The organism is Nocardia sp. NPDC051787 (genome assembly GCF_040681325.1).
Lineage (GTDB): Bacteria > Actinomycetota > Actinomycetes > Mycobacteriales > Mycobacteriaceae > Nocardia.
In genome coordinates, this window is the sequence record NZ_JBFAYO010000002.1 from 143,890 (window position 1) to 166,007 (window position 22,118).

Below are 22,118 nucleotides of genomic sequence, written 5' to 3' on the forward strand. Positions count from 1 at the left end.
CACGGAGCCCCCGGCGTCGGGTGCTGCCATCCCAGCAGAGCACACACGCGCCAGGGGGTGCACGATGCCCGAATACGCAAAGGCCCTAATTGTCGTCGCAGCAGTAGCTTTCATGCTTTGGTCGATCTTCTTCGGCCTACCTGCCATCATCGGGCGCCTAGGCGGGTGCCACGCGGCGCCGGACACGCCCTACCGCCCTGACGAGGCCCACTGGGTGATGCAGCGCTTAATCGACTGCGACACAGACACTTGCGATGCCAAACGCGCCGCTCTGGACGTCTTGATCGCCGCCGGACGCGTCACTCCCGCGAGGGCCGTCCGATGACTGGTGGCGAGCCCCTCGGCTTCATGCAATCCGACGACGGCACATGGTCTGTCGTCGGTCCGGACGGGTGGCCCGTCGCGATCCGCGCCTATGGCGAACTCGAAGACATCACAGTCGCACGCACTCTCGGCGTGCCTGTTATCGACGTTGCCCCGACCGGTGTCGTGGACACCGAGGCAATCGGACGGTTCGAGTGCTGACCCTCACCGAGGTAATCGTGCTGAGCGTGCTTCCGCAAAAGTCGATGGCATTCGACGACCTGCGCGCCCGAACCGGTCTTTCCGGAGCGGCGGTGCGCAAGGCGTTGAACCGCATGAGCCGGAGGGGTCTCGTCTGCTGCAACCACAGGGACCACTGGTCGATTACCACGCGAGGCCAGTCGGAGGTCCGTCGCCCGGTCTACCGAGGACACCGCCGGAAAGGGAGGAATCCATGACCATCGCCACCGCGATCCGTACTACCGTGCTCGCCAGCACGCTGATGCTCGGCACGGCCACCGCCGCTCACGCCGAACCTATCTCCGCCGCCAAGGACAACGTGGTGTGCTTCATCAGCGCTATCCCGCCCTACAAGACCGGCGCGGGAAGCATCGCCTCCATCAATTTCGGGTTCAAGGTGCACTGCACCGGCAGGCCCTCCTTGCGTAGCGTCAACACGAAGCTGTACCGATACGACCCGGGAGACGGTAAGCACCACGTGCACTCCGAGCGCAACGACGACACCACCGACCCAGATGTCGAAACGCTCTACAGCGCGTCGTGCTCATCGGCGGCAATCCTCTACCAGTTCCACACCAAGGCGACCATGGTGGCGTTCAACGGCAACTGGGACCGGGAGTACGACGACAGCATTACCATCGGGGCTCTGTGCTGACCTGAACGGAAAGGGCAGGCCAATGGACACACTGGACCATCCAGCGGTCACTGTAGCGATCGATACCCTATCGGGCGCTGACCGGGACCTCACCCCAGTCAGCGTCATCGTCCGGGATGAGGTCGTCGCGGTGCTCATCGACGGTGAGCGAGGGCGGTACGTCAGCTTCGTGCGGCTCGATCATGGGCGTTGGATCGCGCCGAGCATGATCACCGGTTCGCCCCGACCCGACGGCCCCCGCGCGGACCGCACGCCGAACCACCAACCGCTGCATCGAAAGTCGGCCAAGCTGTTTACCCTCCCCAACTCTGACGGCACACCCCAAGACGAAAGCTGGTTCGCCGTCACCGGCCTCGCCGCTGTGGATGCTGTTCGAGTGTCGGTGACCTCTGAATTGGACGAGCAAACCGTGCCCATCAGCACTGACGGGCTGGCCTTCGTAGTCGTCCGGGCACGGACAAGCGAAGACCCACGAATCTACGTGCACACCCGAGACGGGCGGCGAGTCGCGGCCGGGCCACTCGTGGCCTGATCACGAGTAGCAACGCTCGGTCGCAGCGCACGCCGATTGTGTTCAGCGTGAGTCGGTCAGGCGGACGATTCCGGCGTTCAGAATGCGCGGCAGGAGCGGATGTCGGTGGCCAGGATGGCTTTCGCACCCAGGTCGGCCAGCTTGTCCATCAGCTCGTTGCTCTGTTTGCGCGGGACGAGCGCGCGCACGGCGACCCAGCCGGTGTCGGCCAGTGGAGCCACGGTCGGCGACTCCAAGCCCGGGGTGATGACGAACGCCTCGTCGAGCAGGTCCTTGGGGCAGTCGTAGTCCAGCATCACGTACTGCTGGGCGAAGACCACACCCTGGATGCGGGCGACGAGCTGGTTGCGCGCCCGGTCGCTCTGATCGGCGTCCTTGCGTTCGACGAGCACGCCCTCGGAATCGCACAGCGATTCCCCGAACGCGACCAGGTTGTGCTGGCGCAGAGTGCGCCCGGAGCCGACGACGTCGGCGATGGCGTCGGCGACGCCGAGCTGGATGGAGATCTCCACCGCACCGTCCAAGCGGATCACCTCGGCCTCGATGCCGCGGCGGCGCAGATCGCTCAGCACCAGGTTCGGGTAGGAGGTCGCGATGCGCTTGTCGTAGAGGTCCTCGACCTTCCACTCCCGCCCGGCGGGGGCGGCGTAGCGGAAGGTGGAGCGGCCGAAGCCGAGGGCGAGCCGTTCCTGCACGGGTGCGCCGGAATCCAGGGCGAGGTCACGCCCGGTGATGCCGAGATCGAGTTCGCCGGAACCGACGTAGATCGCGATGTCCTTGGGCCGCAGGAAGAAGAACTCGACCTGGTTGGCCGGGTCGAGGACGGTCAGGTCACGCGAGTCGGTGCGCCTGCGGTAGCCCGCCTCGGCGAGGATGGAGACGGCGGATTCGGAGAGAGCGCCTTTGTTGGGGACTGCGACGCGCAGCATGGGGAGTCCTTTCGGGAGGAGAAACCGGGTATGAGACGGCCGTCACAGATGTCGGTACACGTCTTCGAGCTTCAGCCCACGACCCACCATCAGCACCTGCACCCAGTACAGCAGCTGGGAGATCTCCTCGGCGAGCGACTCGTCGCTCTCGTGTTCGGCGGCCAGCCACACCTCACCGGCCTCCTCGAGCACCTTCTTACCCTGGGTGTGCACGCCTGCGTCCAGCGCCGCGACAGTTCCGGACCCCTCGGGGCGGTTGACCGCACGATCCTGCAGCTCGGCGAACAGGGATTCGAAGTTCTTCACGATGAGCCATTGTTTCAGACCCGGATGCGGGTCTGTTGCTCCGGCCCACGGTGACCGCGAACGGCGCCCGCCCGGCTCCCCCACGCTCGAGGTGCGGAAGAGCCGGGCGGGACGCGACTAGTTTCCGGCGAGCAGCGCCGTCAGATCCGCCACCGCCGTGCGCAGGTGGTCGGCGAAGGCATACATCTGGTCGGCGACCGGCGTCGGTGTGGCGAGGTAGATATTCCAGCGGTCCGGGAGCAGGACGTAGGCGACGCCGATGCATCGGGAGCTGGTGGAGCCGAAACCGAAGTAGCGGATGTTCACCGACGGCGCCGAGCTGGTGCTCAGATAGTCGTCACGCATGATGGTCCAGCCGGGGCTGTCGTAGAGCGGGATCGGATCGGTGACGTCCAGTTCCGCACCGCGGCGGCGCTGGATCCATTGCAGCTCCCACAGGTGCTGCTCGGGCGCGTCTCCCGCCTGGCACTGCTTGGCCCGCTGCACATGCGCGGCCGCCGCCGCCCGTGCCGCGGCGAGCTTCGCCGCGGCGTCGGCGGACGGGTCCTGCATCGTGTCCACGAAGGCGACCATCTCCGGGGTGACCACCCGCATGGCCTCGGTGCGGCCGTTGCGGTACTGCCTCGTCGCGATGGACTCGTAAGTGGCGCCGGTGAGTCCCTTGCTGCGCCGATGGGCGAGCTGGTAGCTCAGCTGCGCGAACGCGTCCGGTGAGATGCCCAGCTGCTTGGCGCGGGCGGTGCCGAAATCCTCGAAGGACACCGTCTGGGTGGCGTTCTCGGCGGCATAGCCGGCGAAGTCGGCGCCCGCCGCTGCGATATCGGCGCGCTGCTCCGCGTCGAGGACGAACTCGATCGGCTCGACGGAGGGCAGCCCTTGCGCCTGCGCGCCGGAGCGGTTGGCGTGTTCCTGGACCGAGGTTTCCAGCAGGGCGTCCACGAACGAGAGGATGGTGGTGCCGTCCAGCCCGCAGTGCTCGACGTTGATGCCCGCCTGCCCGTCGCCGAAGACGATGAACGACACCGACTTGTCGAACCACCGGTTCGCGCTGTCCCCGTGCAGCAGCTGATCGCAGGCGTGCAATTCGTCCCGTGGGGCGAAGTCCTCGAGACAAATGGCGAACAGCGCGGTCTCGATGGTGTCCAGCGGCGCGGCGTTCGCGGGCTCGGCCAGCAGCCGCTGCCTGCTCGCCGCCCATTCCGCGCGAGCCTTGGTCGTCAGATGTCCCACGGCGGAGTCGGTGCGGACCGGACGCGCGCCCGCCTTCAGCACCGCGCGCAGCCCGTCGGCGAGATCCCCCGGCGAGTAGGGCGCCCCGTCCGGACCGATCACGTCCATCCGGAACATGCTGCCGTGGAAGAACACCGCGATGTGCCGGGCCTGCGAGTGGCCCGGCCACTCCGCGCTGTAGGGAACCCGCACCGAGTCCTGCTCGGCGCCGGGAATCCTGGTCTCGGAGAACAGGTACTTGTTCTGCCACATCGACAGCTGCTGCCCGCGCTGGGTCACCGGCGGGATGGCCTCCTGGTCGAGGGCCAGCTTGTAGTCGACCGCGGCGGAGATGATGCCGGCGGCACGATCCACCTGAGTCGCGGCCGTTGAAGTGGCCAGCGGCGTGTCGTCCCGGAACAGGAAGAAGAAGTTCGCGTTCAGCGCGATCCGGTCCCGCCGGCCTAGATACCGCGACGGCCAGAACAGATCGAGCCAGCTGCCCACCCCGGGTGTGGCGTCGTATTCCGCGAGCGCCGCGTGCAGGACGCGGCCCGGCCCGTCGGCGCGCAGCAGGTCGTCGACCGCGGCGCGAGTGGCGGCGAGTTCATCGGCGGTCAGCAGCGGCTCGCACCACTGCAGGAACCGGCCGCAGCTGTCCTCCAGCGTCGGCAGGGGCACCCGGGGTAGGTGGTCGTCGGCGGCGAACGTGCGTTCGGTCAATGCGGATCCTCGGTGTCGGCGTGATGTTTCGGCAGCGGCCTGGACACGTACAGGGTGGCATACAGCCACCCCTGGTCTTCCCGGCCGGTCGTGTCGATCCCATTGGCGGACAGGGTGTTCAGCACTTGCGCCTGCTCGGCCTCGGAGGCGAACCTGCGTTGCTCGTACAGCCCCGGCGCCTGCTCGGTCCGGTAGCCGAGCGCGGCGAGTTCCGCCGCGATCGGAGCGAAGTCGAACATGCGCAACACGAAGTGTGCCATCCACGGCCGCCTGCGCGGGTGTGCCGTGGCCACGCGCGTCAGGGTCTTTTCGGTGACGTACCCGACGCAGCCGGTGGAGACCACCAGGTCGGCGGTGGCCAGCAGCGCGCGCTGCTCGTCGGTCGGCTCGCCGGACTCGAGGTCGGCGTGCACCACGTCGTGCATCAGCCCGGCCTCGTGCGCGTACTCGAGCGCGGGGCGGGCGGCGTCCATGCCGAGGAAGCGGACGTCGGCCGGTCCGCCGCCCGCCGTCACCCGGGCTCGGTCGCGCCGGACCAGACCGGCTCGGTCGGAGCCGGCATCGGCGTAGTGCTCGGCCAGATCGCGCATGGTCGTGTCGAAGCGCAGCAGCGCGGCGTTCACGCCATAGGAGCAGCCGATGTCCAGCACCGTCGGTGTGGTGACCCGGGCGGAGGCGCGGTACTCCCGGATCTGCTGCTGGAAGAACGGCTTCGCCAGTTCCGGAATGCGATAGTCCAGATCGGACATGCGCGCGTAATACGCGCGCGGATCGGGGCGGTCATAGATATCGTCGAAAGACGCTTTCCCGGTGGTGTGTAACGGCACTGGCACTGTCGGTCCTCTCGGGTCGAGCTCGGTCAGTCGAGCCGTTCGGCTCAGTCGAGCAGTCGATCGCCCCGGACAGCGTCGGCCGCGGCGGCTAGGTGGTCGGGTAACACTCGGCCGAATAGCTGCCGAGTACGCTCCACCGTGCCGACCATTCCGGGGCGATCGGTGTAGGCGAAGATGGCCGAATGGCGCTGGCGCGCACCGCTGACGGGCGAGACGCGGTGCAACGAGAAACGACCGCGGAACAATTGCAGGTCGCCCGGACGCAAATCCAGCCGCTGGACGAAACGCTCACCGGAGCCGGTCAGCACCGCGCGCACGTCATCGAGGTGCTCTGCCTCGGGCGTGCGGATGTTGGGACAGTATTCGAAGACGCCACCGCTGTCCGCCGGCTGGGTCAGCATGGAGACGGTGAATTCATTGGTGTCGAAATGCCAGGGATGCGACATGCCCGGCGCGACGACGTTGAGGCACAGTCCCGCGAGGGGATCGGCGAACTCGTGCAACTCGGACAGACCGAAGCACTCGGCGACGAACCGCTGGAACAGCACGTCGGTGTAGAGCTGGTGGATGAGCGCGTCGGCAGGGATGCGATCGCGCGGCACGAAGGCATTGCCGCGCTCCAGCACGATCCGGCCGGGATGGTCCTGCGGCAGTTCGGTATCCAGCGGAATGTTGTACGCGTTGACCCGCTCGACCTCGTAGTACGCGTGCGGGGCCATCTGCTCTCCCTGCGCTCGCAGGGTGTCGGTCAGCTCCGGCCGGATGAAACCGCGCAATACGGTGCAACCACTGTCGGCCAGGTCCGCGCGGGCGCGACGCACCACAGCACGCAGACCGGGGCCGTCCGGATCCGCAAGAGGAAACCGTGCGGTGTCCACGATCTCGTCGAGTACGCCCAACGCTGCCATGGCGTCATTTTGGTGCAGCGCCTGCCGACACGCCCGAGATTCGGCGAGATTGCCGGTGATCGCGGTCACACGTATGATCTGCACTCACTCCCGTTGCGGCACAGCAACTCTCGGTGAATCGAGATCGACTCTGCCGCTCCGGGCGGTTCAAACGCGCAGACGCAGTATCGTTTCGAGGTCGCCGAAGGTCAGCCCGACCAGTGAGTCGCGGAATACTCTCCCTCGCGCCTGCGGCACCGGAATCTCGCACGGAACCACCATCACCGCGCAGCCGGCTGCCTGTGCGGCGCGCGCACCGGTAGGAGAATCCTCCACCGCCACACAGTGTCCCGGTTCCAGGCCGAGTAGCTCGGCGGCGCGCAGGTAGACATCCGGTTCCGGCTTGCCGTGCGCCACCTCGTCGCCGCAGACCGAGACATCGAAGAAGTCTCGGCCGAGGGTGTCGAGCCCGAATTCCGTGAGCGACCGCTTGGTATTGGTGACCAGCGCGCTGGGCAGACCGGCCGCGCGAACCATGGCCAACGCGTCCTTCGCGCCGGGCCGCCACGGGATGGGGCCGGTCATCAACTCGGTCACCCGCCGTTCCAGGTACTCCCCCGCCGCCCGCAGCGATGCCGGGGTCGGCTCGATGCCCAGGCCGGTGAACATGATCCGCAGGGCGTTCGGGCCGGACGCGCCGATCAGCGCGTGCCGGATCGCGTCGGTCATCTCGTGGCCGTGCTCGCGCGCCAGTTCGCGCACCGCGATATCCCAGAGTTTTTCCGAATCGAGCAGCGTGCCGTCCATGTCCCAGAGCACTCCGGCCAGTCGCGCTGTCACGTGCGGTGTATCTCCTCTGTCAGGTTCCCGATGCGGCGATCTGCAGCTTGGCGCTGTCCCCGACGACCTCGATCCATCGGTTCTCGGAGGTCGTCGTGCCGTTCTTCAGGGTATAGGTCAACGCGACCACCGCCCGATTCGCACCGTTCTGCGTGACCGAGCCCACGCGCACCGCACGGATCGTGCCCCAGAAGTTCACGTAGGAGTCGTAGCCGGTCTGCGCCTGGTAGCCGGGCGACAGCTGGGTCCAGGCGCCGGACACGTTCCCGGGCAGCATGCCGTAGTAGCCCTGGATGAAGGAGGCGACCCGGTCCGACGTCGGCGGGCCGGACTGGGTGGTCGTTGCGGTCGTGGCCGGGCCGGTCGTGGTCGACGTGGCGGGCGGCGTCGTGGGCTGGGGCGAGGGAGTCGGCGTGGGCGAAGCGGAACTCGGTCCGGGGGTCGGTGTCGCCGGGGGCGTAGTGGCAGGGGCGGGTGGGGGCGGCGCGACCGCTGAGGTGGTCGCCGGCGCGGGCCCGGACGTGGGCACCGATGCGGATCCGGACGTGGACGCGGCGGTGGCGGGCCCCGGAGCCTGTGCCGGGGCTTGCGCCGGGGCCTGTTGCGGGACCGGCCTACCCGAATCGGCCGACGGTGGCGAATTCTCGGCGGCCACACCCGGAGGCACGACTGCCGATGTCGGTGTGGCGCCATCTCCGTCGCGGTCCCCGGCGCTCACCGTCGCGACGATTCCAGCCAGGATCAGTACCCCTACCACCGCCGCGGCGGCTATGGCGAGCATCCGGCCGCGGTTGGACCCGACCAGAACGCCCGGCAAGGTCGCGGCCATGCGACCTTGCCACGCGATCGGAGGGCGCTGGGCGGCAACCGGCGGCGCGGGCGGACCCATGACCGCGCCGGGCGCGACCGCGGTCGCGCCGTTGTCACCGGACTTCCCGGCCGACGCGGTCACTGCCCGTTGCGGCAGAACCGTCGTCGCGGCCGCACCCGGTGCGGGCATCACCATGGTCACCGGCGCGGGCAGCTCCGGATTCCGGTCGGCGGCAACGGCTTCCAGCGCTTCCTTCGCCTCGTGCATGGTCGGCCGGGCATCGATGGTCGGAGCGAGCAGGCGCATCAGCACCGGAGCGAGCGGGCCCGCGGACTCGGGCGGCGGGATCTCGGCCCTGGCCACCGCGTGCAACAGGGCGAGCGGGTTGTCGCCCTCGCCGAACGGCGGGCTGCCCTGCACCGCCGCGTACAGCGTGGAACCGAGAGCGAAGACGTCGGAGGCCGGTTCCGGATTCTCGCCGCGCGCCACCTCCGGCGCCAGGTAGGCGGGTGTCCCGGCGAGAAAGCCGGTGGCCGTGACCGTCACGTCGCCGACCGCGCGGGAGATGCCGAAATCGGTGATCTTCACCGTGCCGTCGTCGGCGACCAGGAGGTTGGCCGGTTTGACGTCGCGGTGCATGATGCCGGCGTCGTGGGCGGCGGCCAGTGCGCTCGCGGCCTGTGCGCCGATCTTGGCGACCTCCACCGCGGGCAGGGTCCGATTGCCCGACAGCTTGGCCGCCAGGCTCGGCGCGTCCAGATACTCCATGACCAGCCAGGGCTGACCGTCTTCCTCGGCGACGTCGAAGACGGTGATGGCGTTCGGATGGTGCAGGCGCGCCGCGATCCGGCCTTCTCGCATGGCGCGCAGCTTCGCTTCGAGCGCCGCCGACCCGGACAGTCCCGGACCGAGCAGCAACTGCTTGACCGCCACGGTGCGCTGCAGCCGCACGTCGGTGGCTCGCCAGACCACACCCATGGCGCCGGTGCCGATCGGATCCGTGAGCCGGTATCGTCCCGCGATCAATCGATCCGCCGTCATCGTGGTGTGCCTCTCCTACTTACGCGCCGAGCCGCTCCACACTCCGCGCGCAAGCCCCGAGAAATCTCCGAAACAGTTACGCGCCGAGGGTGTTTGCACCACCGAGCAGGGACGCGAACGCATCCGCCGACTGCTCCGGATGCAGTTACAACGCCTTCGACAATGGCACATCCACCCGACAGACATCCACCTGCCCGCGCCGAGATGGGCGATCGCCCAGGTCAACACCGCGCGCCCGCCTCAGGCGACGCGCCGTCCGGGTGCGCGGATCCACGCCGGACACGACATCCGAGCAGGTAGAAAACGCCCTTGGCGCGGCTGCGGCCCGTCCGAGGACAGGCGGCGCCGATCAGCGAACCGAGCCGAACGTATACGGGCTCGCCGAGCCGCCCGGTTTCGAAGAGCCTGCCGCGAAGCCGATCCGGTTCGTCCGCCGGGAGGCACGCGGCAGGCCGCTTTCGGCCACCCGCTCAGGCGTTGAAGTACTTCGCCTCCGGGTGCAGGAGGACGAACGCGTCGGTGGATTGCTCCGGATGCAGTTGCAGCTCTTCCGACAGCACGACGCCGATGCGGTCGGCCTCGAGCAGGTCGACCAGCTTGGCGCGGTCTTCCAGGTCGGGGCAGGCGCCGTAGCCGAAGGAGTAGCGGGCGCCGCGGTAGCCGAGTTTGAAGTACTCCAGCACGTCGGCCGGATCGGAGTCGGCGACCGCGTGGCCTTCGAGGACGAGTTCCTCGCGGATGCGGCGGTGCCAGTACTCCGCGAGCGCCTCGGTCAGCTGGACGCCGATGCCGTGCACCTCGAGATAGTCGCGGTAGCTGTCGCCAGCGAACAGTTCGTTGGCGAAGTCGGCGATCGGCTGGCCCATGGTGACCAGCTGGAACGGCAGGACGTCCACCTGGCCGGTCGCCCTGGCGTAGGCGCGCGACCGGATGAAGTCGGCGATGCACAGGAACCGGTCGCGCTGCTGGCGCGGGAAGGTGAACCGGTACCGTTCCTGCGCATCGGGATCCGGTTCGGTGAGCACGATGACCTCGTCGCCTTCGGACACCGCGGGGAAATAGCCGTACACCACCGCGGCGTGCTGTAGCACGCCCTCGGTGCTCAGCCGGTCCAGCCAGGCGCGCAGGCGCGGCCTGCCCTCGGTCTCCACCAGTTCCTCGTAGCTGGGCCCGTCGCCGCCGCGCTGCCCGCGCAGGCCCCACTGCCCGAGGAACAGCGCCCGCTCGTCGAGCAGGCCCGAGTATTCGTGCAGCGCGAGACCTTTCACCACGCGCGTGCCCCAGAACGGCGGCACGGGCACCGGCAGGTCCGCCGCGACGTCGGAGCGCTCGGGCACCACGACGGGCACCTCCGCCGCCTTGCGTTCCGCGGCGATCCGCTGGGACCGCTCATGCCGCGCCTTGCGCTCGGCGGCTTTCTCCCGCTCGGCGATGGCCTCCGGGCTGTCCGGGTCGGGGCCGCCGCCGCGCTTGCGGGTCATGATGTCGCCCATCAGCCGCAGGCCTTCGAACGCGTCGCGCGCGTAGTGCACGTCGCCCTCGTATACCTCGGTGAGATCGTTCTCCACGTAGGAGCGGGTGAGCGCCGCACCGCCGAGCAGCACCGGGAACTGCCCGGCCACTCCCTTGGCGTTGAGCTCCGCGAGGTTTTCCTTCATCACCACGGTCGACTTCACCAGCAGACCGGACATGCCGATGACGTCGGCCTTCTTGTCGATCGCGGCGTCGAGGATGGTGGAGATCGGCTGTTTGATGCCGAGGTTGACCACCTCGTAGCCGTTGTTGGACAGGATGATGTCGACCAGGTTCTTGCCGATGTCGTGCACGTCGCCCTTGACGGTGGCCAGCACGATGCGGCCCTTGCCGCTGTCGTCGGTCGCCTCCATGTGCGGTTCCAGATGCGCGACGGCGGCCTTCATGACCTCGGCGGACTGCAGCACGAACGGCAGCTGCATCTGGCCGGAGCCGAACAGCTCGCCGACCGTCTTCATCCCCGCCAGCAGGGTCTCGTTGATGATCTGCAGCGGCGGCACCTCGGTCATGGCCGCGTCCAGATCGGCCTCCATTCCCGCCCGCTCACCGTCGACGATCCGCCGCTCCAGCCGCTCGAACAGCGGCAGCGCGGCCAGTTCCTCGGCCCGCGACGCCTTCGACGACGACGTGGACACGCCTTCGAACAGCGCCATCAGCTTCTGCAGCGGGTCGTAGCCCTCGGCGCGGCGGTCATACACCAGATCCAGGGCGGCCTGGCGCTGTTCGTCCGGAATCCGGCTGATCGGCAGGATCTTCGACGCGTGCACGATCGCGGAATCCAAACCGGCCTCGACGCATTCGTGCATGAAGACCGAGTTGAGCACCTGCCGGGCCGCCGGGTTGAGACCGAAGGAGATGTTGGACAGACCAAGCGTGGTCTGCACCCGCGGGTGGCGGCGCTCGAGCTCGCGGATGGCCTCGATGGTCTCCAGGCCGTCGCGGCGCGACTCCTCCTGACCGGTGCCGAGGGTGAAGGTGAGCGTGTCGATGATGATGTCGCTCTCCGACAGGCCCCAGTTGCCGGTGATGTCGGCGATCAGCCGCTCGGCGATCTCCACCTTCTTCGCCGCGGTGCGGGCCTGGCCCTCCTCGTCGATGGTGAGCGCGACCACCGCGGCACCGTGCTCGGCGACCAGCCGCATGGTCTGCTGGAAGCGCGACTCGGGGCCGTCGCCGTCCTCGTAGTTCACCGAGTTCACCGCGCAGCGCCCACCGAGATGTTCCAGTCCGGCCTGCAACACCGGGGTCTCGGTGGAGTCGAGCATGATCGGCAGGGTCGAGGCGGTGGCGAGCCGGCCGGCCAGCTCCGCCATGTCCTGGGTACCGTCGCGGCCCACGTAGTCCACGCACAGGTCGAGCATGTGCGCGCCGTCGCGGGTCTGGTCCTTGGCGATGTCCAGGCACTTCTGCCAATCCCCGGCCAGCATGGCGTCGCGGAATGCCTTGGAGCCGTTGGCGTTGGTGCGCTCGCCGATCATCAGGATCGAGGCGTCCTGCTCGAACGGCACCGCGGTGTACATGCTGGACACGCTCGGCTCGTGCACCGGGTCGCGACGCTCGGCGATCGGCGGCAGCGTCGGCTCGACCTCGCGCAGCGCGGCGGTGACCTGGCGGATGTGTTCGGGGGTGGTGCCGCAGCAGCCGCCGACCAGCGCGAGCCCGAATTCCGTGACGAACCCGCGCAGCGCGACCGCCAGCTCTTCGGGGGTGAGCGGGTACACCGCGCCGTCGGCGCCGAGCACCGGGAGCCCGGCGTTCGGCATCACCGAGACCGGCACCCGCGCGTGCCGGGACAGGTGCCGCAGGTGCTCGCTCATCTCGTCCGGGCCGGTGGCGCAGTTCAGGCCGATCATGTCGATGCCGAGCGGCTCGAGCGCCGTGAGCGCGGCGCCGATCTCGCTGCCGACCAGCATGGTGCCGGTGGTCTCCACCGTGACGTGCGTGATGATCGGGATCCGGCGGCCGAGCCGTGCCATGGCCCGCCTGCTGCCGGTCACCGCCGCCTTTACCTGCAGCAGGTCCTGGCACGTCTCGATGAGGATGGCGTCGGCGCCGCCGTCGAGCATGCCGAGCGCGGCCTCGGTGTAGGCGTCGCGCAGCGCGGCGAACGGGGCATGGCCCAGCGTCGGCAGCTTGGTGCCCGGCCCCATCGAACCGAGCACATACCGCGGCGTGCCATCGGAGGACGGGCCCATCTCGTCGGCGACTTCGCGGGCCAGCCGGGTACCCCGCTCGGACAGGTCGCGGATCCGGTCGGCGATGTCGTAGTCGGCGAGGTTGGATAGATTACAGCCGAAGGTGTTGGTCTCGACCGCGTCGGCGCCCGCCTCGAAATACGCGCGGTGGATCGCGCGCAGCACGTCGGGCCGGGTGTCGTTGAGGATCTCGTTGCAGCCCTCCAACCCGCGGAAATCGTCCAGGGTCAGATCGGTGGCTTGCAGCATCGTGGCCATCGCACCGTCGCCGATGACGACACGGCGGCGCAGCGTATCGAGTAGCGTGGTGTCGAACTCGGCGGGGATGGACGCAGACATGCGCTCCAGCGTAGTGGGCGGGCCGGACAATCCAGGCCACCACGTAGAAGCTCGGTGTCCTGCACCACACTGTTCATGCCGCTGCCGGACACTGCTGGGTCGCGCTGTACGCCACCGTTCATGCCGCTGCTGCCGCCGCCTTGTCCGTCCCAGCCGCGGGGAACATATCACCCGATCCCACCGGCATACGGCACGCCATGTCGACCGACGCCGTAGGCTGACCGAGTGAACGCCAGTGAAACTCCCGATCCGGAACTGCCGACGTTGCGGGATCCAGTACTGGTCGCCGCCTTCGAGGGCTGGAACGACGCCGGGGACGCCGCCAGCGGCGCCGTCGAGCATCTGGAACTGATCTGGGACGCCGAACCGTTGGCCGAACTCGACTCCGAGGACTACTACGACTATCAGGTCAACCGCCCGACGGTACGCCAGGTGGACGGTGTGACCAGGGAAATCCAGTGGCCGTCGACGATGCTGTCGGTCTGCTCGCCGCCGGGCAGCGATCGTGACGTGGTGCTGCTACGCGGCATCGAACCGAACATGCGCTGGCGCAGCTTCTGCGGCGACCTGCTGGAGTTCATCGAACAGCTCGGGGTGCAGACCGTCGTCATTCTGGGCGCGCTGCTCGCCGACACCCCGCACACCAGGCCGGTGCCGGTGACCGGCTCGGCCTACAGCAAGGAGGCGGCCGAGCGGTTCAACCTGGAGCAGACCCGCTACGAGGGCCCGACCGGAATCACCGGTGTGCTGCAGGATCAGTGTGTGAAGGCGGGTGTGCCCGCGGTGTCGTTCTGGGCGGCCGTTCCGCACTACGTCTCCCAGCCGCCGAACCCGAAGGCGACCATCGCGCTGCTGCACCGGGTGGAGGACGTGCTCGACATCGAGGTCCCGCTGGGCGAGCTGCCCAAACAGGCCGAGGACTGGGAAACCGCGGTGAACGAGATGACCGTGGGCGATGATGAGATCAGCGAATACGTGCGTTCGCTGGAGGAGCGCGGCGACGCCGCGGCCGACGTGAACGAGGCGATGGCCAAGATCGACGGTGACGCCATCGCGGCCGAATTCGAAAAGTACCTGCGCAGGCGGGGCCCGGGCAGCTTCGGGCTCTGAACTCCCGGTCCGTGGCGGCCTCGGCTCGCGCGGCCGCCCGGCTGATTCACCGGAAGTTCGCCGGGGGGCCGCCTTCGGACCGGAAAACGGCCGCCTCCTACACTCTCGCCGGTGACCGTGCTCCCGATCGTCGCGCATCTGCGCAGCTTCGACGACCGGATCGCCGTCCGCTGCCCGGACCCGGATGCGGCGAACGACATCGCGGCGGAGCCGATGCCCGAAGCCGCGCAGCGGGTCACGTACGCCCGGCTGGCCGCGCTCGTCGAGGACTACGCGACCGAGCTCGGGCCGTCCCGCCGCCTCGTCGCGCTCGCCGCACGCAACGACCTCGCCTCGCTCGTGGCCTACCTCGGCGCGCTCAGCGCCGGATGCGTGGTGCTGTTGACCGGAGAGATCACCGCGGAGTTGCGGGCCACCTACGATCCGGACGTCGTCATCGAGGCCGGCCGTGCCGACGTGGTCCGGGAGAACTCCGCGCATCGCCTGCACCCGGATCTCGTGTTGCTGCTGAGCACGTCGGGTTCTACCGGGTCTCCGAAGCTGGTCCGGCTCTCGGCGACGAACCTGCGGGCCAACGCCGCTGCGATCGCCGAGTACCTGGCGATCGGCCCGGACGACTGTGCGGCCACCACACTGCCGATGTACTACTGCTACGGGCTTTCGGTGGTGCACAGTCATCTGTTACGCGGTGCGAGCTTGCTCCTCAGCGACCGGTCGGTATTGGACGCGGAGTTCTGGCACGCGTTCCGGGACTGCCGCGCAACGTCATTCGCCGCCGTCCCCTACACCATCGACCTGCTCGACCGTATCGGTTTCGCCCGCATGACGCTGCCGCACCTGCGCTATGTCACCCAGGCGGGCGGCAGGCTCGCGCCGGATCGGGTACGCGAGTACGCCGGGCTCGGCCGGCGATCCGGCTGGGACTTCGTCGTCATGTACGGCCAGACCGAGGCGACCGCCCGGATGGCCTATCTGCCTGCCCATCTGGCGACCGAGCATCCCGACTGCATCGGGATCCCGATCCCCGGCGGCGAATTCACCCTCGAACCGATCGAGGAAGACACCGAGGGGCCAGCCGAGCTGGTCTATCACGGCCCCAACGTGATGATGGGCTACGCCCGGTCCGCTGAGGAGCTCGCCCTCGGCCGCACCATCGGCGCGCTGCGCACCGGTGACCTGGCCCGCCGCACCCCGGAGGGGCTCTATCAGGTGGTCGGCAGGCGTAGCCGGTTCGCCAAGATCTTCGGCCTCCGTATCGATCTGGAGCGCCTCGAATGCGGTCTCGCCGATGCCGGATTCACGGTGTGCTGCACCGATGACGACGCACACCTGATCGTCGCGGTCGACACTCCCCGGACGGACCCCACCGAAATCGCGGCACGATTGGCCGGATTGCCCGCCGCGGCGCTCCGGATCCTTCCGGTCGAGCGGATACCGCGGTTACCCAGCGGCAAACCCGACTACCCGGCTATCCGGCGACTGGCCGAACCCGCGCCGCAGATGCGTGACGTACGCGCCCTGTACGCCGCGACCCTCGGCATCGACCCCACGCGGATCCGGCCGGAACGCACGTTCGTCGATCTCGGCGGCAACTCGCTGACCTATGTGACCACCGCGGCCCGGTTGGAGCGTATGCTCGGCCACCTCCCCACCGACTGGCCGAACACGTCCGTGGCGGACCTGGAACGGATTCCAGAGAGCCGCAGGCGCTTCGGACGTGCGCTGGATACCGGAACGCTGCTGCGCGCCGTCGGCATCGTGCTGATCGTGGGGTCACACGCGGGCGTGTTCGTGCTGTGGGGTGCGGCGCACGTGCTGCTCGGCGTCGCGGGATTCAACTTCGCGCGTTTCGCGGTGACCACGGCACCGCGCGCCGAGCGACTGCGCCACACGCTGCGCACCGTGGCGTCGATCGCGGTCCCGACCGCGGCCTGGGTCGCGCTCACCCTGGCGTGCGGCGATTACTACGGCTGGCAGAACGTGCTGCTGCTGAACAAGATTCTCGGCCCCAGCGATAGCCCGACCGCCGGGCACCTGTGGTTTCTCGAGGTGCTCGTCTACTTCATGCTCGCCGCCGCGCTGCTGATCCGGATCCCCTGGGTGGACCGCATGCAACGGGCCGACCCGTTCTGGTTCGCGATGACGCTCGTCGCGGTGAGTCTCGTGTTCCGATACCAGGCGTTCGGTCTGTATCCGGCGAAGGATGTTCCGTTCTCCCCGCTGGCGGTGTGGCTCTTCGCGCTCGGCTGGGCGGCGGCGAAGGCGAGTTCGGTGTGGCAGCGGGTCGCGATCAGTGCCGTCGTACTGGTCACGGTGCCCGGGTATTTCGGCGTTCCCGATCGGGAAAGGCTGGTCATGGCGGGTTTGCTCGCGTTGGTATGGGTGGCCGCGATCCGGGTTCCCGCCATCGTCGCCGCCTGCGCCGCGGTGCTGGCCGATAGCTCGCTGTTCGCCTATCTGCTCCACTGGCAGGTGTATCCACTGTTCGGCCGGTACCACCTGGTGGCGCTGCTCGTGTCTCTCGCGGCGGGTGTGGCCGCGGCCGAGATGGTGGCGATACTGCGGCGATGGGGATCGAGGAGATTTCGGGCAATCCGGTCGAGCCGGTCAGCTCTCCACGGTCCAGACCCGAGCCGCTGCCTCTTGGGCGAGTTTCGCGATCAGGATGTCGCGCGGAATGGTCTGGCCGGCAAAGTGATCGAGTGAGGGAACCACCACGTGGTGCGCGTCGGCGCGCTTGAGTTCCGCGGTCAGCTCCGCCAGAGCCGTCCCGTCACCTCCGGTCGATTCATGGAACGTTGCGGCGAAGCAGAGCCCTTCTTCGCGAGCGAGGCTGCTCATCGCTGCCTCCAGCTCTTTGCTGTGCCCATCGGCCAGATCGTCACGCAAGTATCCATAGATCAACGCTTCCACCCGAACCTCCGTTGGATTGGGATCGCTGTTCTCTGAAGTGGATCCACCCGTTTTACGGGGTTACTGCGCTTCATGCAAGAGCAGATGTACTTGCAGTTGCTCTGGTAAGGATGCCTGGCAAACTTTCCGCGTCGATGTCCAGCATGCACCATGCGGCAGCGCGAATGGAGCTGTCAACCCCATGACATCTGTCTGCCCTATCGGGGCCACCAAACGTTAACTGGTGCGATACTACAGACGTGGCCGCTACTGACGATCGACCCGTCTGGGCAGTCCGGATGCGTTCCGAGCGTGACGCGAGGGGGTGGTCGCAAGCCGACGCCGTTCGCGTGATGCGCGGAAAGTCATCACACAACCTGCCGACGGACAGCACCCTCCTACGCAACTGGCGCCGTTGGGAATCGGGCGAATCGCGCCCGGACGACTTCTACGCCCCCATCATCGCCGCCACGTTCGACACGGTGACCGCGGCGTTCTTTCCCAAGGCCAGACCGAACCGGGACGACGAATTGCTCTCCGCGACGGGCATGGACACGCTCGAGTTCATCGGCAGACTCCGCATCTCGGACGTGTCCCCGGTGACGCTGGAGGCCATCCGGATCACCGCCGAGCGCCTGTGCTGCGAGTACTCCTACGCCGACCCCCATGAGCTGCACACCGAAGGCACCGCGTGGCTACGCAGGATCACCTCGTTGCTGGACGGTCGCCTGACACTGGCCCAGCACCGCGAAATCCTCATCCTCGCCGGATGGGTCGCCCTGCTGGTCGGATGCGTCGACTACGACCTCGGCCGACGCACCGCCGCGGAGGCCACCCGCCGGGCGGCCCTCTCGCTGGGGCAGGAGGCCGAGAACGCCGAGATCACCGCGTGGGCAGCGGAAATGGCCGCGTGGTTCGCGCTCACCCAGGGCAACTACCGTGGCGTGATCGAGACGGTGCGGCCGGCGCTGGAAGTGAGCCGAGAACTGCGCGTCGGCGTGCAACTGGCCGCCCAGTGCGCCAAAGCCTGGGCCAGGCTGGGCAACCCACGGGAGGTGGAGTCCGCTCTCGCGGAGGGGCGAGCAATCCTGGAGCGACTCGAACATCCGGCGAATCTGGACAACCATTTCGTCATCGACGCGCACAAGTTCGATTTCTACGCGATGGACTGCTGCCGGGTGGCGGGCGAGGATCGGCTCGCCGAATCCTACGCCCGTGAAGTGATCCGGAACGCGACCCGCCCCGACGGCACCGTGCGCAACCCGATGCGGATCGCCGAGGCGCACCTGACGCTGGCCGTGGTCGCGGTCCGCAACCGTGATCTGGAAACGGCGGTGGCCGAGGGTATGCGCGCGTTCGCTGGCAGGCGACGCTCGCTGCCGTCGCTGATGTGGATCGCCGGCGAAGTCGCGCGCGAGATCATCGAGCGCTATCCCGGCGATCCGCGCACCCGCGCGTATCTGGACCAGCTGCGCTCGCTGTCCGTCGAGTGAGCCGACCTGGCCCGCAGCCTCGGCGAACAGTGGCGAACCGGACGCGGCCACGCCGAACACCGGAACGTCGTGCAGGCGGCGACCAGCCCGCTACTACCCTGTTCCCGGTGACCGACTCCGATGAGGGCTGCGCCGACGACCGCTGGGACGAGCGGCTGCGGCTGTTCTCCTTCGCCACCGCCGAGCGCCGCGCGGACTACCTGCGGGTGCTGCGCGCCTTCGACAGCGCGCGGGCGGCGTACGTGGTGCTGCTGCACGCGGACGACGTCGCGGAGTGGATCGAGCGCAATGGAAGCACGCTGCGGACACCCGATCTGGACGATACAAACCAACCGGTCGCGAATCTGCAGGAGGTCGATCGCACCGAACAGCGGCGAAATCGTCCAAGCGATCCGCGCGGCGCGGCACGGGACGAATCGGAAAACCCTGCGCCGGACCATTCACCGCCTGCCGAACGCCAGGAGGCGGCGGCGCGCCTGACCGCCGCCGAGATCGGCCCCTTGCTCGACCAGCTCCACCAATGGCGGGTGCTGGAGCGCAGTTACGACGGAACCCGCGCCGCGACCCTGGCCGAGTATCGCAATCGGCACTACGTATACCAGTTCTCCCAGGCGGGATTTCAGGCATACCGGGCGGTCGCCGGTGTGCTCAGCGCCCGCCTCGACGAGGCCTCGCTCTCGCGTCTGGTGCTGCCGGAGCTGCTGGCCGATCTGCACGCGCTGGCCCAGGCCAACCGGGCAGGCGACGCCGAGCGGGTGTACCGCACATTGCGACGCCTCGACGCCGCGCTGTCGGACCTGGCCGCCCGCGCCGCGCACTTCTATCTCGGGCTCGGCGACCTGGTCCGGACCACCGAGGTCACCCCGGAATCGTTTCTCGCGCACAAGGACGCGTTGCTGGCGCACATGCGGGAGTTCAGCCTCGACTTGGCCAGATTCACGCCGCGACTGGCGGCGGCGATCGCGGAGATCGAGGAGACCGGCGTCGAGGAGCTGATCGCTCGTGCGGCGCGCTGTGACGAGCGGGTGTTGTTGAGCATCGCCGAACGCCGGTCGGACTGGCAGGCCAGATGGGACGGGCTGCGGACCTGGTTCGTCGCGTCCGGCAGCGGCGAGCAGGCGGGGACGACGGAAGCCGAGCGGCTGCGCGAGGCAACCATGAGCGCCATCGCCGCGGTGCTCTCGCTGCTGCGGCGGGTCACCGAGACGCGGCGTGGCGGGGTGAGCCGGGAATCGGCGCTGCGGCATCTGGCCGCCTGGTTCACCGCGGCGCCGAGCGCGGACAGCGCCCACGCGCTGTTCGACGCGGTGTTCGGGCTCGGCAAGCCGCGGCATCTGGCGATGGAGCACCCGGACGCCGACTTGATTCCGGCGATCCGGTCCTGGTGGGACGCGCCGCCATTGGAGATTTCGCGCACGCTCGCCGAGACCGGGCGACCCCCGTCCGCGGGCGCGCCCGCGCGTATCCACCGCAACGACGCCGGAATCCGGCGGCTGCGCGAGGCCCAGTTGGACGCGCAGCGGTCCCGCGCCGAGGCCGCCCGGTCGCTCGCCTCCGGCGACGTGCACGAGCGGGTCCTGGACGAACGGGAAACCGAAGTGCTGCTGCGCCTGCTGGACGCCGCGTCCACCGCGTGGGTTCCGGTGCGCGGCCGGGTGGCGGGCACCACCGGTTCGGACAGCGGGGTCACGCTGACGGTGACCGAGCACGAGGGCCCGACCGTCGTGCGCACCACGCGCGGGCTGCTGCACTTGAACAACCGGGCGCTGAAGATCGAGCAGACGACCACCACGCGCTCGCGCACCCGCAGGGAGCGTGGCTGATGCACGGGCGCACCATCAACACGCTCGCACTGGACAACTATCAGCGCGCCGCCCGGGTCATCCTGGCCAATCATCTGGTGACCCGCACCTACCCGGATCGGATCGCGCTGCCCCTGATCCGCCGCTGGGCCACCGAGCTGCGTGAGGATCTCGCCGAATTGTTCGGCTACCGGCTGGAAGTCTCCGAGACCACGGCGCGGGTGTTCCCCGTGCTGGACCGTCTCGACGCGAGCAGGCCGGCCCGCACACCTGCCGAGCGCGTGTTCGATCGCCGACGCTACGCCTATCTCGCCTTGGCGCTCGCCGCGCTGGGGCGCGCGGGTGATCAGATCACGCTGTCCGAGCTGGCTGATCAGGTCGCCGCCTACGCGGGCCGGGTGGACGGTCTCGAGCTGGCCACGGACCGGGCCTCCGATCGGGACGCGTTCGTCGACGCGGTTGGCTGGCTGACCGTGCGCGGGGCGCTCACCTTGGCCGACGGCGACGCCGGCGGTTGGGCCAGCGATCCGGAGGCCGGTGAAGCGCTCTACGACATCGACCGGCCGGTGGTCTTCGCGCTGTTCCGGCCGCCGCGAGCGTTGCAGCATCTGCACAGTGTGCGCGGGTTGTTCGCCGAGGAGGCCACCGCCACCGGCGTTTCCGCGCATGCCCCGACCACCGCCGAGATCGCCCGCCGGGTGCGCAGGGCGCTGGTCGAACGACCGGTGGTCTATATCGATGACCTCCCGCCCGAAGAACGTCCGGTGCTCGCGCAGGACCGGATCGTCGCGGATGTGGAGCTGTTCACCGGCCTGCGCGCCGAGCGCCGCGCCGAAGGTGTCGCGCTGATCGACACCTCGGGACGGCTGTCGGACACGCGTTTCCCCGGGGCCGGCACGCTCGCCCAAGTCGCCCTGCTGCTGGCGGGGGAGATCGCCGACCGCGTGCTGGACATCGACAACCCGCTGCCGCGCCGCGGCGGCTCCCCGCACCCGGGCGGGGCGCTCGCCGAGCAACTGGACGCGGCCATCCCCGAATCCACCCTGTTCGCGCCGCTGTCCCAGCTGCGGTCGCCGGATTCGCTTCCGGCCGGGTCCGCTTCGCCGGATGTCGAGCCGGAGCAGCAGGGCGGGCCGGTGGCGAGCACCTATCCACTTGTCGGCCCGGCCTGGCTGCGCGAGACGATGCAAGCGCTCGCCGACCGCTACGGTGCCACCTTCGCCGCGCAGTGGCAGGCCGACGTCCCCCGTCTCACCACGGAGGTGGTGGCGCTGCTGGAGCGGCTGCGGCTCGTTCAGGCGGTCGACGAGGGACTGCTCGTGCTCCCCGCTCTGGCCCGCTACCGCGGCGCGGTCGTGACGGTGCGCACCAAGAGGGCCGCGGAACTGTTCGTCACCGCGGCCGACACCTACGGGCCCGACGGCACCGGGACGGAAGGGAACTGA

The 22,118-nt window shown here is 68.9% G+C and carries 17 protein-coding genes; 8 read left to right on the plus strand and 9 right to left on the minus strand.

Going from position 1 to position 22,118, the window contains the following annotated elements:
* Positions 1-321 precede the first annotated feature (321 nt).
* The 3 genes from AB0M45_RS02630 to AB0M45_RS02640 all read left to right on the plus strand — a co-directional run bounded on the left by AB0M45_RS02630 (position 322) and on the right by AB0M45_RS02640 (position 1,730).
* Positions 322-525 carry a hypothetical protein gene (locus tag AB0M45_RS02630; RefSeq protein ID WP_364322129.1) on the plus strand — a complete coding sequence of 68 codons (204 nt, stop codon included), beginning with the start codon at positions 322-324 and terminating at the stop codon, positions 523-525.
* A gap of 232 nt (positions 526-757) precedes the next feature.
* Positions 758-1,198, plus strand: coding sequence for a hypothetical protein (locus AB0M45_RS02635; protein ID WP_364322130.1), 441 nt, complete (start codon positions 758-760; stop codon positions 1,196-1,198).
* Between the two features lie 22 nt (positions 1,199-1,220).
* Positions 1,221-1,730: a hypothetical protein gene (locus tag AB0M45_RS02640; RefSeq protein WP_364322131.1), complete on the plus strand. Its 510-nt coding sequence runs from the start codon at positions 1,221-1,223 to the stop codon at positions 1,728-1,730.
* Between the two features lie 77 nt (positions 1,731-1,807).
* Here the strand turns inward: AB0M45_RS02640 and hisG are convergent, their stop codons facing one another.
* The 8 genes from hisG to metH form a co-directional block, all read right to left on the minus strand.
* The gene (hisG, locus tag AB0M45_RS02645; protein ID WP_364322133.1) at positions 1,808-2,659 is read right to left on the minus strand and encodes an ATP phosphoribosyltransferase; all 852 of its coding nucleotides are present in this window, start codon (positions 2,657-2,659) and stop codon (positions 1,808-1,810) included.
* 42 nt (positions 2,660-2,701) lie between these two features.
* Positions 2,702-2,965 (minus strand): phosphoribosyl-ATP diphosphatase, encoded by a 264-nt coding sequence (locus AB0M45_RS02650; RefSeq protein ID WP_039798430.1) that lies wholly within the window; start codon positions 2,963-2,965, stop codon positions 2,702-2,704.
* A gap of 117 nt (positions 2,966-3,082) precedes the next feature.
* Complete coding sequence (locus AB0M45_RS02655) at positions 3,083-4,897, minus strand: choline/carnitine O-acyltransferase (protein WP_364322136.1); 1,815 nt, start codon at positions 4,895-4,897, stop codon at positions 3,083-3,085.
* The gene (locus AB0M45_RS02660; protein ID WP_364322138.1) at positions 4,894-5,730 is read right to left on the minus strand and encodes a class I SAM-dependent methyltransferase; all 837 of its coding nucleotides are present in this window, start codon (positions 5,728-5,730) and stop codon (positions 4,894-4,896) included. Before AB0M45_RS02660 ends, AB0M45_RS02655 begins: the two co-directional genes overlap by 4 nt.
* Positions 5,731-5,774: 44 nt before the next feature.
* Positions 5,775-6,638: an arpA protein gene (locus tag AB0M45_RS02665; RefSeq protein WP_364322140.1), complete on the minus strand. Its 864-nt coding sequence runs from the start codon at positions 6,636-6,638 to the stop codon at positions 5,775-5,777.
* A gap of 147 nt (positions 6,639-6,785) precedes the next feature.
* Positions 6,786-7,457: an HAD family phosphatase gene (locus AB0M45_RS02670; protein WP_364322142.1), complete on the minus strand. Its 672-nt coding sequence runs from the start codon at positions 7,455-7,457 to the stop codon at positions 6,786-6,788.
* 19 nt (positions 7,458-7,476) lie between these two features.
* The gene (locus tag AB0M45_RS02675; protein WP_364322144.1) at positions 7,477-9,309 is read right to left on the minus strand and encodes a protein kinase; all 1,833 of its coding nucleotides are present in this window, start codon (positions 9,307-9,309) and stop codon (positions 7,477-7,479) included.
* A 470-nt stretch (positions 9,310-9,779) separates the two neighbouring features.
* A complete protein-coding gene (gene metH, locus AB0M45_RS02680; RefSeq protein ID WP_364322146.1) occupies positions 9,780-13,376 on the minus strand; it encodes a methionine synthase in 3,597 nt (1,198 codons plus the stop codon).
* A gap of 225 nt (positions 13,377-13,601) precedes the next feature.
* On the opposite strand from metH, the gene AB0M45_RS02685 reads away from it, so the two are divergent.
* Entirely contained in the window at positions 13,602-14,486 is an 885-nt protein-coding gene (locus AB0M45_RS02685) for a PAC2 family protein (RefSeq protein WP_040779604.1), read from the plus strand.
* 111 nt (positions 14,487-14,597) lie between these two features.
* Entirely contained in the window at positions 14,598-17,192 is a 2,595-nt protein-coding gene (locus tag AB0M45_RS02690) for an AMP-binding protein (RefSeq protein WP_364322149.1), read from the plus strand.
* On the opposite strand, the gene AB0M45_RS02695 is transcribed toward AB0M45_RS02690, so the two are convergent.
* On the minus strand, positions 17,094-17,399 hold the full coding sequence (locus AB0M45_RS02695; RefSeq protein ID WP_067475793.1) for a hypothetical protein: 306 nt from the start codon (positions 17,397-17,399) through the stop codon (positions 17,094-17,096). The genes AB0M45_RS02690 and AB0M45_RS02695 overlap by 99 nt on opposite strands.
* Before the next feature lie 239 nt (positions 17,400-17,638).
* Between AB0M45_RS02695 and AB0M45_RS02700 the strand changes: the two genes are divergently transcribed.
* From AB0M45_RS02700 to AB0M45_RS02710, 3 genes are all read left to right on the plus strand, one after another.
* Positions 17,639-18,871, plus strand: coding sequence for an XRE family transcriptional regulator (locus AB0M45_RS02700; protein WP_364322151.1), 1,233 nt, complete (start codon positions 17,639-17,641; stop codon positions 18,869-18,871).
* Between the two features lie 107 nt (positions 18,872-18,978).
* On the plus strand, positions 18,979-20,694 hold the full coding sequence (locus AB0M45_RS02705; RefSeq protein ID WP_364322153.1) for a TIGR02677 family protein: 1,716 nt from the start codon (positions 18,979-18,981) through the stop codon (positions 20,692-20,694).
* Complete coding sequence (locus AB0M45_RS02710; RefSeq protein WP_364322155.1) at positions 20,694-22,118, plus strand: TIGR02678 family protein; 1,425 nt, start codon at positions 20,694-20,696, stop codon at positions 22,116-22,118. Before AB0M45_RS02705 ends, AB0M45_RS02710 begins: the two co-directional genes overlap by 1 nt.